We start from the raw sequence: 12,830 nt of genomic DNA, 5'->3' as shown, positions 1-12,830 counted from the left end.
ATCAAGCCGCGCGGACCGACTCCAGGAACTGCGCGACCTCGACTTTGAGCCGCGTGCTGTCGGTCGCCAGCGATTTCGCCGCCGACAGCACCTCCGTCGACGCCGAGCCGGTCTCGATCGCACCGCGCTGAACGTCCGTGATGTTCATCGAGACCTCCTGCGTGCCGACCGAAGCCTGCTGCACGTTGCGCGAGATCTCCTGCGTGGCCGCGCCCTGTTCCTCGACGGCGGCTGCGATGGCCGCCGCCACCTCGGACAGCCGCTCGATGGTGCCGCCGATCTCCTGGATGGCGCTGACGGATTCCTGCGTCGCGGACTGGATCCCGGAGACCTGCGCCCCGATCTCGCCGGTCGCTTTCGCGGTCTGCTCGGCCAGCGCCTTGACCTCGGAGGCGACGACCGCGAAGCCGCGGCCGGCTTCACCGGCACGCGCCGCCTCGATGGTGGCGTTGAGCGCCAGCAGGTTGGTCTGGCCGGCGATGGTGTTGATCAGCTCGACCACGTCGCCGATTCGGGATGCCGCCTGCGACAGCGCGTTGACGCGGTCGTTGGTCCGTGTGGCCTGCTCGACGGCCTCCGCGGCCATCCGCGCCGAATCCTGCACGCGGCGGCTGATCTCGGTGATGGAGGACGACAGCTCCTCCGATGCGGACGCAACCGCCTGGACGTTGGTGGAGGCTTCCTCGGACGCCGCAGCGACCACGGTCGCAAGCTCCTGTCCGCGCTGAGCGGTGCTGCTCAGCGTGGTCGCGGAGGCCTCGAGCTCGGTCGAGGCCGACGACACGGTGCCGACGACCTCGCCGATCATGGCCTCGAACTTGCGGGTGATGGCGTCGACGCGGCGGCCGCGTTCGATCTTGGCCTCGGCGTCGGCCGCAGCGACTTCGTCGGCGGCCTTCTTGGCGATCAACGCCTCCTTGAAGATCTGGAGCGCATCCGCCATCGAGCCGATCTCGGTCTTCTCGCCGCGATGCGGCACCTCGGCGGAGAGGTCGCCTTCGCCAAGCGACTGCATCGGATGGATGATCGAGGCAATGCCGCGAGACACGTCACGCACGAGATAATAGGCGGCACCGATCGCGATCACGACCGAGAACACGATGATGCCGACCAGCACGCGGAAGATCGTGGCGTAGCTGTCGGCCGCCTGCTTCGTCTCCAGCTCGGCGCCCCGGTTGTTCATCTCGATGCCCTTCTGGAGCAGCGGGTCGGCGGCCTGGGCCATCTTCGCGACCTTGGTCTGCAACAGCTCGTTGGCATCGGTCGGGAAGCGACCGACGCCCTTGCGCGACAGCGCCATGACGTCCTGCACCCCGTTCAGGTACTCGGCCCACGCCTTGCTCCACTGCTCATAGAGCGAACGCTCCTCGGCTGAGGTGATCAGCGGCTCGTAGACCTTGCGGGTCTGGTCGATGCGCGCCTGCAGCGAGGCGAGGCGCTTCTCGGCGGCTTCCTTGCCCTCGGCGGTGTCCTGCATCAGGTGCAGGCGCAGCGCGACGCGCAGCTCGTTGATATCGGCGCGAAGCGAGCCGAGCGCACGCACGCTCGGCAGCCAGCTCTCCGCGATCTCGACGGTGTGGGAATTGATACTCTGCATGGTGCCGATCGCCGTCACGCCGACGCCGGCGAGCGACAGCACGAGGACCGACAACACGGTCAGAAGCTTGAACACGATCGACAACTTCGACATCACAGCAAATCCCGATGAGACCTAGCAACGCGCAAATCACCTGCGCCGCCATCGTCACGACGGACGACAGGGCGGAAGTCAGTTCAACAATGCTGGCTGATTTTTATCCCGTAAGATTGCGCTCATAGTTGCAAACAGGCGTTAACAGGAACCTACGTGAAACTACGGAATTCGCTGTCGCCGCCGTTATATGTTCCGCAATTATTGGTTGCAGCGCAGCAGACATCGCGCGACGCCACACTGGCGCACCGCGATGCGCGGCTCGAACAGAACAGCTGACGACCTCAGGCCGCCCGGACCGACTCCAGGAAGCGCGCGACCTCGCTCTTCAGCCGGTTGCTCTCCTGAGACAGCGATTGTGCTGCCGAATGCACCTGGGCCGACGCAGCGCCGGTCTCGCCTGCGCCGCGCTGGACGTTGCCGATATTGGCGGAGACTTCCGAGGTGCCGTGCGCGGCATGCTGGATGTTGCGGGAGATCTCCTGCGTCGCGGCGCCCTGTTCCTCCACCGCTACGGCGATGGCCGAGGAAATTTCCGACATCCGCGCGATGGTGTCGCCGATCTCCTTGATCGCGCCGACCGAATCCTGCGTCGCGGTCTGGATCGCTCCGATGTGCTGGCTGATCTCGCCGGTGGCCTTCGCGGTCTGCTCGGCGAGCGCCTTCACTTCGGTCGCGACCACCGCAAAGCCCTTGCCGGCCTCGCCCGCACGTGCCGCCTCGATCGTGGCATTCAGCGCCAGCAGATTGGTCTGGCTGGCGATGGTGTTGATCAGCTCGACCACGTCGCCGATGCGGCCTGCCGCCTTGGTCAGCTCGGCGACGCGCGCGTTGGTGCGCTGGGCCTGCTCGACCGCGACGTCGGCGACGCGGGCCGATTCCTGCACCTGGCGGCTGATCTCCGAGATCGATGTGGTCATCTCCTCGCTCGCGGACGACACCGACTGCACGTTCGCGGACGCCTCCTCCGAGGCCGCCGCCACCGCCGTGGCGAGCCCGTTGCCGCGCTCGGCGGCCTGCGTCAGCGTGTTGGAGGACGCCTCGAGCTCGGTTGCCGCCGACGACACCGTGTCGATGATCTCGCCGACGGCGCCTTCAAACCCGTCGGCGAGGCGGTGCATGTCCGCCTTGCGCCGTTCGCGCCCGCGCGCGTCAGCTTCGGCCTGCTCCGCACGCAGCCGCTCGGCCTCCGCCATGTTGGTCCTGAACACCTCGACCGCGCCGGCCATCTCGCCGATCTCGTCCTTGCGCCCGACGCCGGGGACCGCAATCGAGAGCTCGCCGCGCGCCAGCCGCGTCATCGCGCCGACCATGCCAGACAGCGCCTTCGAGATCGAGCGCCCGAGGAAGAAGCCGACCACGGCGAGCACGACGACGGTGAGCGCGAAGGCGATCATCATCCACATGCGCACGGCATCGCGCGTTGCGGCCTCCGCGGCGTCCGCCTGCCTGTACATGGCGTCGACCGCGGCCCGCACCTCGACCATGGAAGGCTCAAGCTCGCGGAATGTCTTCATCATGCTCGCGTCCAGCGCGGCGCTCTGCTGCGCGGTCTCGGCCCAGGCCGCGAACTCGGACTGGTATTTCTGGAGCTTGGCCGTGATGTCGTTCATCACCGCCGTCGGGACTGCGACCACCTCGATCGCCTTGGAGAATTCGACCGCGGCCTTCTTCACTTCGGCAATGTATTTGGGGTCGCGCCGCAGCATGAAGTCCTTCTCGTGCCGGCGCATCATCAGCATCCAGCTCGTCGTCCTGGGATCGTCGATCTCCTTGAGTTTCACCTCGATGTCGTGCACGGCGGCGCGGAGCGAGCCGGACAAGCCAAGCGTCTCGTTCAGCCCGAGTCTGGTCTCGGCCACGACGAGCGCCTTGAAATCCTCGGCATAACGTTTGAAGCCGTCATGCGCCTGCCTGGTCTTGTCGGACAGCGCGCTCATGCCGCCGGCCGCCATCAACCGCTCGACCTCGTCGAAATCGCGGTTGATCGGTCCCATCAGCTCGGCATGCGCCTTGGCGTAGCTTTCGTTGCGGCGCTGCTGAAAATTCTTCTCGTTGCGGCGCGCCTCCAGCATCTCGATCGTGAGCTGCTTGTTGAGGTCAGCGATCGCGCGGGCGCGGTTGGCAACGGTGCGGGAGGCGTCCTGAGAGAGGCTGCCGATCTCGTAGATCGCGCCGAAGACGACGAGACCGACAAGGCCGAAGAGTCCGATCGCCATGACCTTGTGGGTGAGGCGAATGGAAAGGCCGCTCATTGAATGTGCTCCGATACGTTCGATACGCAATACAGGGAGGGCGACTCGGCACCCGAATATTGCGAGATCATGACTGCATCGGTTTTCCGGAAGGTTAACCGTGCAGACCTTCTCACCGCGGCATCGGCTGCGGACGCATGCGAACCGCCACGCGTTCTCGCGCGGCGGTTGCAATCGGCGGATGATGGGGTGAGGACGGCCGCCCTCAGGCGGCGCGCACCGTGGTGAGGAACTTCCCGACCTCGAGCTTGAGGCGGTTGCTGTCACCGGACAGCGACTGCGCAGCCGAAAGCACCTGCGACGACGCCGAGCCTGTCTCGCTCGCGCCGCGCTGCACATCGGTGATGTTGGACGACACTTGATGGGTGCCTTCCGCCGCCTGCTGCACGTTGCGGGAGATTTCCTGCGTCGCCGCGCCCTGCTCCTCCACCGCTGCCGCGATCGCCGAAGAGATCTCCGACAGGCGTTCGATGGTGTCGCTGATGTCCTTGATGGCGCCGACCGATTCCTGGGTAGCAGACTGGATGCCGGAAATCTGCTGACCGATCTCGCCGGTCGCCTTCGCGGTCTGCTCGGCAAGCGCCTTCACTTCGGAAGCGACGACGGCGAAGCCACGGCCAGCTTCGCCTGCACGCGCAGCCTCGATCGTGGCGTTGAGCGCCAGCAGGTTGGTCTGGCCGGCGATGGTGTTGATCAGCTCGACGACGTCGCCGATCCGCGTTGCCGCCTTCGACAGTTCGCTGACACGTTCGGTGGTGGTGCGGGCCTGGCCGACGGCCTCGCTCGCCACGCGCGCGGATTCCTGCACCTGGCGGCTGATCTCGGTGATCGAGGACGTCAGCTCTTCCGTTGCCGAGGCCACCGACTGCACGTTGGTGGAGGCTTCCTCAGAGGCCGAAGCGACCACGGTGGCGAGCTGCTGCGCGTGTTCCGCGGTCGAGGTCAGCGTCGTCGCGGAAGCCTCGAGCTCGGTCGAGGCCGAGCTCACGGTCTCGATCACCTCGCCGACGGCGGTTTCAAACTGATCGGCAAGCCGGAGCATGTCCTGGCGACGCTGCGCCGCGCTGCGCTGCTCCATCTCCTTCTGCTCGGCTTCCATCCGGATCTTGGTAAGGCCGTTCTCCCGGAACACTTCCGCGGTCTTGGCGACTTCGCCGACCTCGTCCTTGCGATCAAGGCCGGCGATCTCGACCTGATAGCGGCCAGCGGCAAGCTCCTGGAGCACACCGACGATCATGCGGATCGGCCGCGCGATGCCGTACTGACCGATGATGAAGCCCAACGCGCCGCCGATGATGACACCGAGGCCTGCGAGGATGATCAGAAAGCGTGACGTCGATTCATACTGCTCGCGCGCTTCCTTGCTCTTCTCCTCGACGCGCGTATTCAGCCGATCGGCGAGTTCGCGGATCTTGCCTTGAAGGTTCTCCGCAGCGGTCCTGCTCTTCATCGCGATGTCGCGCAGCTTGTCTGCGCTGTCGCTGAGCTTCGCCGACTTCTCGGCATCGACGGCCGCGAGCGTCGTGTCCATCTGGCTCTTGTAGGCCGAGAACGCCTCGCGTACGCCCGGGAGCAGCGTCTTGGCCTTCTCGTCCGGGGTCTGGCTGACCTCGTCGAAACGCTCCTGATACTGCTTGAGCTGGGCGTTGATGACATCACGCGCGGCGAGGCGATTGTCGTCACGCGGATCAAGCGCACTGCGGAATTCAGCGCGGTTCAGCGCGATGACGTTCTGGTTGGCGCGCGCGGCGAGCAAGGCCCGCTTGGCCGCGGTCGACATCACGTCGGCCTTTTCGCTGAGATCGCTGAGGGCGGAGACGCCAATCCAGGCGATCGCGGCACCGATCCCGCACAGCAGGAGGACGATCCCGAGGATCTTGCTCAGGATGCGGAAGCGGCCGAGAAAATGCATGACTGGAATCCTTCATGGACGTTGCCGCTCAAGCGGCTGAATTCCCATGAACTTCGTCCAAAACCATTCCGCTTCCCTTAACCACGTTTGCCGTAGAAACACGGAGTTTTCACCGCGATCGACGCCGCTCTTGCATTCCGAGAGTTGCGCAGCGAGCAAGGCTCTCCCTGCGGTTTTGGTCAGGCCGCGCGAACGGTACCCAGGAACTTGCCGACCTCGAGCTTGAGTCGATTGCTGTCGCCGGACAGCGACTGCGCCGCCGCCAACACCTGCGAGGACGCCGAGCCGGTCTCGCTCGCACCGCGCTGAACGTCGGTGATGTTAGACGACACTTGATGGGTGCCTTCCGCCGCCTGCTGCACGTTGCGGGAGATCTCCTGCGTCGCGGCGCCCTGCTCTTCGACCGCAGCCGCGATCGCCGAGGAGATCTCCGACAGCTTCTCGATGGTGTCGCTGATGTCCCTGATGGCGCCGACCGAATGCTCGGTCGCGGCCTGAATGCTGGCGATCTGCTGGCCGATCTCACCGGTCGCCTTCGCGGTCTGCTCGGCGAGCGCCTTGACTTCGGAGGCGACCACGGCAAAACCGCGGCCCGCTTCGCCGGCGCGCGCGGCCTCGATCGTGGCGTTGAGCGCCAGCAGGTTGGTCTGGCCGGCGATGGTGTTGATCAGCTCGACGACGTCGCCGATCCGCGTCGCCGCCTTCGACAGCTCGCTGACACGGTCGGTCGTGATGCGGGCCTGGCCGACGGCTTCGCTCGCTACACGCGCGGATTCCTGCACCTGCCGGCTGATCTCGGTGATCGACGACGACAGCTCCTCCGTTGCCGACGCCACCGACTGCACGTTGGTGGAGGCCTCTTCGGAGGCCGCCGCGACCACGGTGGTGAGCTGCTGCGTGCGCTCCGCGGTCGAGGTGAGCGTGGTGGCGGATGCTTCAAGCTCCGTGGAAGCCGACGACACCGTACCGACGATCTCGCCGACGGCGCCTTCGAAGCTGTCGGCGAGCCTGCGCATCTCGGACTTGCGCTGCTCGGCCGCGAGCTGATCCTGCCGCGACTTGGCTTCCGCGTCCTCTCGCGCCTTCTGTTCGGACACGATCTTGAATTTTTCGACGGCACCGGCGACTTCGCCGACCTCGTCCTTGCGGCCGAGGCCCGGCAGCACCACGGAGAAATCGCCGCCGGCGAGCTTCTCCATCGCCGCCGTCAATGCGCGCATGGGCCGCGCAATGCTGAAGACGGAGAAGATGCACGCCCCGATCAGAACCAGCGCGACCAGCACGCCGGCGACGAACGAGGTCCGCGCAACGGACGCGGCCTCAGCTTCGGCTTCGGTGCGGGCTTCGGCACTCTTCTGCTTGGCAAAGTTGATGATCTCGTTGGTCAGCTCCGATATCTCTTCGTTGATCGGCGCCAGCATCTCCTTGCGGATGCGGTCGACCTCGGCCACGAGCTTTGCGAGCGGCGCTGCCGCCTCGCCGTCCTTCTTCGCGCTCAGGGCGAGTTCCTGCTTGCGGATCGCTTCGATCTGCTGTTGCCCCTTGCTGAAATTGCCGACCAACACGATCAGGCGGTCGATCCGCTTGTGGTTCTCCGGCGAGCGCGACAGCTTCGCCATCTCGTCCGCGAATTTCAGGGCCGCGGTCTGCCGATCGTTGAAATAGGTGACGGCCTTCTGCAACTCGGCCGGCGACGTGGAGCTCAGGATGTCACGAATGCCGATCTGCATCCCGCGGACCGACGCTTTGGCTTCCGCGGCGCTTTGCGCGATCGACTGCTGCCCCGATGCCCCATTGCTGAGCTTCTGAACCGCAGCGTCGCCGTTCATCTGGAGGACGATCATCAGCGCGACGAGCGCGATGGTGAGCGCCGAGGTCACGGCGAGCTTGGTGCCAATTCGCAGGTTCTGAATGAACATCATCGACATAATCCCCGGATACGCATTGCCGCGCCGACGCGCGTGAAAGTCCGAGGAGGTTAACCGCGAGGTTGCTCATTAACGTTAAGGGTGGCCGCGGCAGCCTGGGTAAAAATACTGAAATGGTGCTTAAACTACTGCAGTTACGCACTTTTCACGTGCAATGAAATGGAACTCGCGGATTTGCACGCGCTGGCGTCCGTTAACGGTTGCCCGTTCGCCGTCATCAGCACACGGTCTCACCGACCAGGCTGACGCGGAAGACCGGCTTCTTGTTCTCGTCGAGCAGCTCCATGCTCCACTTCGCATTCGGCTTCAGGTTGCGCGCGATGCTGCCGAGCAGGTTGGCGCAGACCTCGCTCATCTCGGCCCAGGCGGCGGCGCGATCCTCGAACTCGTACGGCTGGTCGGCGGCGCCGGAATAACGACCGGTGCTGATGCGAAAGAAATACAGCGACATCGTAGAACCCTTGCACCCCCCGGCCCTGGGCAAACTGGGACGCCAGTCGCTACCAAGGCATGAAAGCCGCCGTCCGTATGACTACGGCGCGGCGGCTTGGTGACCGATGAATATTCTCAACGACAAAATGCGCGGGCGGTCCCGCGCAGCCAGGTCACTGGGTCGAGCGGCGCAATTCCAGCGGAGCGTCGTTCCTGGCGGGCTCCGATTTGGCTTCGGACTTCACCGGCTCGAGCCGGCTGCTCTCGACACGTGGCGTCTCGACGCGCGCGGCGACTTCAGTGTTGGACGCAGCGACCGAACCGGTGCGCTCCGAAGAGCGCAGCGAGCGCGGACGCGCCGTCGCGCGGGCCATCAGCATCTGATTGCCGCCCTGGTGGTGGAAGTCGCAATAGGCGAAGCCCATGCCCGACACCGAGCCGCGGAAGCTGCGATCGTCGGTCTTTTCCAGGTTGAAGCAGGGCTCGAACGGAATGCCCTTGATCGAGGCGCAGACGTTCTGCCCGCGGATCTGGAGCGTGTTGCCGGGCAGGCGGAGATGCTTCACCGGGCCTGCGCCCGAGAACTGCACCGCGCCGGCGGCGCCGAGGTCGTCCAGGATGCGGCCTGCGCCGCGGGTACCGTCGAAACAGGTGAAGGCGAACACCTTACCGGCAACGAAGCGGCGCGCCTCGTCGGCGTTCATGCTTCCTGCAATGGCCGGCGCAAACGTCGCTGCCGCCGTGACAGCCCCCAACACAATACGCGCAAGCATGCTCAACTCCGAACCAACCCCAGCGCGGGCGATGCCTTATCTCTTTACCCGCTGCTTACCATACTAACCAAGGCAACATTGAAGCAGCTTGGTTGGTAAAGTCTGAACGCCGTTAGACAATTTTTACCACGATGCGGCCGCGGACCTGACCGGCGAGGATTTTCGCGCCCCATTCCGAAACTTCGTCGAGCGGAATTTCATGAGTAATTTCAGATAGTTTTGTCCGATCCAGATCCGAGGCCAGACGCTGCCAGGCGGCTTTCCGCGGCTCGATCGGACACATCACGGAATCGATGCCGAGAAGGCACACCCCGCGCAAAATGAAGGGTGCGACAGAAGACGGCAGGTCCATGCCGGCCGCCAGGCCGCACGCCGCGATCGCGCCGCCATACTTCGTCATCGACAGGAGATTCGCGAGCGTGGTCGAGCCGACGCTGTCGACGCCGCCGGCCCAGCGCTCCTTGGCGAGGGGCTTGGCCGCCGCCGACAATTCATTGCGGTCGATGATCTCGGCCGCACCGATCTCTTTCAAATAGTCGGCTTCCGAGGCGCGGCCGGTCGAGGCGATGACGTAATAGCCGAGCTTCGAGAGCACGGCGGTGGCGACCGAGCCGACGCCGCCGGCCGCGCCCGTCACCACCACAGGGCCGCTCTTCGGCGACAGGCCGTGCTTCTCCAGCGCCAGCACCGACAGCATCGCGGTGAAGCCGGCGGTGCCGATCGCCATGGCGTCACGCGCCGACAGGCCCTGCGGCAGAGCGACCAGCCAGTCGCCCTTGACCCGCGCCTTCTCGGCATAGGCGCCGAGATGGGTCTCGCCCATGCCCCAGCCGGTGCAGACGACCTTGTCGCCCGCCTTCCATTGCGGATGGGCGGAGGTTTCAACCGTGCCGGCGAAATCGATGCCGGCGATCATCGGGAAGCGACGCACCACCGGCGCCTTGCCGGTGAGCGCGAGGCCATCCTTGTAGTTCAGCGTCGACCATTCCACGCGGACCGTGACATCACCGTCCATAAGCTCGGAATCGTCGAACTGCGTGAGTGCGGCGGTGGTGCCCTTGTCCGCCTTGTCGATCCGGATCGCCTTGAATGTGGCCACGACTGAACTCCCTAGGCTCGTTTCAGGGGATGTTTAGCCGATCAGGCAGGCTGCGCAACCGCTCGCTGAACCGGTTTCTCGACGATCGGAAGATTGATCAGCGCGGACAGCACACCGAACAGGATCGAGAGCCACCAGATCGGCGTATAGGAACCGAATTTTTCGAACACGATGCCGCCGAGCCAGACGCCGAGGAAGCCGCCGACCTGATGGCTGACGAAGGCAAAGCCGTAGAGCGTGGCGAGCCAGCGCGTGCCGAACATCAGCGCCACCAGCGCCGAGGTTGGCGGCACCGTCGACAGCCAGGTCAGACCGGAGACCGCACCGAATGCGATCGCCGAGAACGGCGTGATCGGGAACGAGATGAAGGCGAGCGTCGCAAGCGCGCGCGTGAAATAGATCGCGGAGAGGATGTAGCGCTTCGGCAGCGAGTTCTGGAGATAGCCGACGCTCAGCGATCCCATGATGTTGAACAGGCCGATCGCCGCGATCACCCAGCCGCCGGTTTGGGTCGAGATGCCGCGATCGACCAGGAACGCCGGCAGATGCACGGTGATGAAGGCGAGCTGGAACCCGCAGGTGAAGAAGCCGAGCACCAGCAGCACATAGGAGCGATGGCCGAAGGCTTCGGCGAGCGCTTTCGTAAAGGTCTGCTCATCCGCAGGCGCCGTGTTGGCCGTGGTTGCGACCGGCGGCGTCGAGAGCGCCAGCGACAGCGGGATGATCAGCAGCATCAGGAAGCCGAACACGGTGAGCGCCTGCTGCCAGCCGAAATTGTCGATCAGCGCGACGCCAATGGGCGCGAACAGGAACTGCCCGAACGAGCCCGCCGCGGTGCCGGCACCGAGCGCGAGGCCGCGCTTCTCGGCCGGCAACAGCTTGGTGAAGGCCGACAGCACCAGGTTGAACGAGCAGCCGGCGAGACCGAATCCCACCATCACGCCCGCGCCGAGATTCAGCGACAGCGGCGTCGAGGAATAGCGCATCAGCAGCAGGCCGCCGGCGTAAAGCAGCGCGCCGACGCACATCACCCGGAACAGGCCGAAGCGATCGGCGACGGCGCCGGCAAGGGGCTGGCCCAATCCCCACAGCAAATTCTGGAAAGCGATCGCGAGGCCGAACACGTCGCGGCCCCAGGCGAATTCGTGGCTCATCGGCTGCACGAAGAAGCCGAGCGCCGAGCGCGGGCCGAAGCCGAGCATGCCGATGGCGCAGCCGCAGAGAATGATGATGGCCGGGGTACGCCAGGTGGAGGAACGCGTGACCGGACCGAGCTCGCCCGCTTGAGTGGACATGGGTTCCTCATCAGTCGCTGGCGGATCCGGAATAGGCAACCGCGAGTCACGCGTTTAATGCAGATGCATGAAGATCCCAAGTCAAAAGTGATTGCGTTCCACGAAGGGCTGCCGCCGGAGCATTGCGTTTCATCGCGCCTTCTCCGACGCGCCCAGCGCGATTTGACGGGAATGTGTGCGGCTGGGGCTAGCGGCCTGCTCGGGCGCGTGTTATCTTTGATTTACTCAGATTGAGTATATGTAAGCTCTGGCGAAACCCCACCGGCCCCTCGGCCGGATTTCTCAGGCCCTATATATACTCACATGGAGCATAATTAGCATTCACGGGAGGCTTCGATGCCCATCACTGGAATTTACGGCCCCGACGACTTTGCCACCTGGCCGCAGGGCCAAGTCCCCGCCCCTCCTCGCGCCATACCAGCGCGAACCGGCCCCGCGCTGCCGAAGCCCTCACTGGAATGGACTGCGGACGTCGAGCGGGCCACTGCGCCGCTCTATGAGCGCGTGAAGCACGTGATCCCCCCGATCGAGTGGCCGCTGATGGCGCCGACGATCAAGGCGATCAACGAGCTGAAGCAGGCCCGCGGCGCGGTCATCCTCGCGCACAACTATCAGGCGCCGGAGATCTTTCATTGCGTCGCCGACATCGGCGGCGACTCGCTGCAGCTCGCGGTCGAAGCGACCAAGGTGAAGGCCGACATCATCGTGCAATGCGGCGTGCACTTCATGGCGGAGACGTCGAAGCTGCTCAATCCGGACAAGACGGTGCTGATCCCGGATAGCCGCGCCGGCTGCTCGCTCGCGGACAGCATCACGGGCGCGGACGTTCGCCTGCTCCGCGAAAAATTTCCGGGCGTACCGGTCGTCGCCTATGTCAACACCTCCGCAGAGGTGAAGGCGGAGGTCGACATCTGCTGCACCTCGTCGAACGCGGTGCAAGTGGTCGAGAGCCTGAACGCACCGACCGTGATCTTCCTGCCCGATCGCTACCTTGCAACGTATGTCGCCTCGAAGACCGACGTGAAGATCATCGCCTGGAAGGGTGCCTGCGAGGTGCACGAACGCTTTACCGGCGAGGAGCTGCGCGCCTATCGCGAGGCCGACCCGTCGGTGCAGATCATCGCGCATCCCGAATGTCCGCCTGATGTGCTGGCGGAAGCCGACTTCACCGGCTCGACCGCGCACATGATCAACTGGGTGCGCGAGCGGCGGCCGCGGCGGCTCGTCATGATCACGGAATGCTCGATGGCCGACAATGTCCGCGCCGAGCTGCCTGATGTCGAAATGCTCCGCCCCTGCAATCTCTGCCCGCACATGAAGCGCATCACGCTCGCCAACATTCTGGACAGCCTGCTCACGCTTGGCGAGCAAGTCACGATCGATCCCGCGCTCGCGGAACGCGCGCGGCGCTCGGTCGAGCGGATGATCAATCTGAAGAATTGAGAG

General features: G+C 65.0%; 9 protein-coding genes. 1 reads left to right on the top strand and 8 read right to left on the bottom strand.

What is annotated here, in order from left to right; translation table 11 throughout:
- Position 1 precedes the first annotated feature (1 nt).
- The 8 genes from IVB46_RS09465 to IVB46_RS09430 form a co-directional block, all read right to left on the bottom strand.
- Positions 2–1,690 (bottom strand): methyl-accepting chemotaxis protein, encoded by a 1,689-nt coding sequence (locus IVB46_RS09465; protein WP_247314236.1) that lies wholly within the window; start codon positions 1,688–1,690, stop codon positions 2–4.
- A gap of 284 nt (positions 1,691–1,974) precedes the next feature.
- Entirely contained in the window at positions 1,975–3,945 is a 1,971-nt protein-coding gene (locus tag IVB46_RS09460) for a HAMP domain-containing methyl-accepting chemotaxis protein (protein WP_247314238.1), read from the bottom strand.
- A gap of 205 nt (positions 3,946–4,150) precedes the next feature.
- The gene (locus IVB46_RS09455; RefSeq protein WP_247314240.1) at positions 4,151–5,857 is read right to left on the bottom strand and encodes a methyl-accepting chemotaxis protein; all 1,707 of its coding nucleotides are present in this window, start codon (positions 5,855–5,857) and stop codon (positions 4,151–4,153) included.
- 179 nt (positions 5,858–6,036) lie between these two features.
- Complete coding sequence (locus IVB46_RS09450) at positions 6,037–7,779, bottom strand: HAMP domain-containing methyl-accepting chemotaxis protein (protein ID WP_247314242.1); 1,743 nt, start codon at positions 7,777–7,779, stop codon at positions 6,037–6,039.
- Between the two features lie 223 nt (positions 7,780–8,002).
- Positions 8,003–8,236, bottom strand: a complete 234-nt coding sequence (locus IVB46_RS09445; RefSeq protein ID WP_028152150.1) for a hypothetical protein — start codon at positions 8,234–8,236, stop codon at positions 8,003–8,005.
- 154 nt (positions 8,237–8,390) lie between these two features.
- Positions 8,391–8,990: a hypothetical protein gene (locus IVB46_RS09440; RefSeq protein WP_166086373.1), complete on the bottom strand. Its 600-nt coding sequence runs from the start codon at positions 8,988–8,990 to the stop codon at positions 8,391–8,393.
- Positions 8,991–9,102: 112 nt separating this feature from the next.
- A complete protein-coding gene (locus IVB46_RS09435) occupies positions 9,103–10,089 on the bottom strand; it encodes an MDR family oxidoreductase (RefSeq protein ID WP_247342557.1) in 987 nt (328 codons plus the stop codon).
- Positions 10,090–10,130: 41 nt separating this feature from the next.
- A complete protein-coding gene (locus tag IVB46_RS09430) occupies positions 10,131–11,384 on the bottom strand; it encodes an MFS transporter (RefSeq protein WP_247314244.1) in 1,254 nt (417 codons plus the stop codon).
- Positions 11,385–11,720: 336 nt separating this feature from the next.
- On the opposite strand from IVB46_RS09430, the gene nadA reads away from it, so the two are divergent.
- Positions 11,721–12,827 (top strand): quinolinate synthase NadA, encoded by a 1,107-nt coding sequence (gene nadA, locus IVB46_RS09425; protein WP_247342554.1) that lies wholly within the window; start codon positions 11,721–11,723, stop codon positions 12,825–12,827.
- The last annotated feature ends 3 nt before the right edge of the window (positions 12,828–12,830 follow it).

The sequence above is a fragment of the Bradyrhizobium sp. 61 genome (assembly GCF_023073075.1).
Classification (GTDB): Bacteria; Pseudomonadota; Alphaproteobacteria; order Rhizobiales; family Xanthobacteraceae; genus Bradyrhizobium; species Bradyrhizobium barranii.
The sequence above is the reverse complement of the archived record's forward strand: the minus strand, read 5'-3'. Positions and strand labels throughout refer to the sequence as shown.

Excerpts from the sequence above, each read along its gene's own strand:
- IVB46_RS09455 (WP_247314240.1), bottom strand. The coding sequence starts at position 5,857 with ATGCATTTTCTCGGCCGCTTCCGCATCCTGAGCAAGATCCTCGGGATC.
- IVB46_RS09440 (WP_166086373.1), bottom strand. The coding sequence starts at position 8,990 with ATGCTTGCGCGTATTGTGTTGGGGGCTGTCACGGCGGCAGCGACGTTT.
- nadA (WP_247342554.1), top strand. The coding sequence starts at position 11,721 with ATGCCCATCACTGGAATTTACGGCCCCGACGACTTTGCCACCTGGCCG.
- IVB46_RS09465 (WP_247314236.1), bottom strand. The coding sequence starts at position 1,690 with ATGTCGAAGTTGTCGATCGTGTTCAAGCTTCTGACCGTGTTGTCGGTC.
- IVB46_RS09445 (WP_028152150.1), bottom strand. The coding sequence starts at position 8,236 with ATGTCGCTGTATTTCTTTCGCATCAGCACCGGTCGTTATTCCGGCGCC.
- IVB46_RS09460 (WP_247314238.1), bottom strand. The coding sequence starts at position 3,945 with ATGAGCGGCCTTTCCATTCGCCTCACCCACAAGGTCATGGCGATCGGA.
- IVB46_RS09430 (WP_247314244.1), bottom strand. The coding sequence starts at position 11,384 with ATGTCCACTCAAGCGGGCGAGCTCGGTCCGGTCACGCGTTCCTCCACC.
- IVB46_RS09450 (WP_247314242.1), bottom strand. The coding sequence starts at position 7,779 with ATGATGTTCATTCAGAACCTGCGAATTGGCACCAAGCTCGCCGTGACC.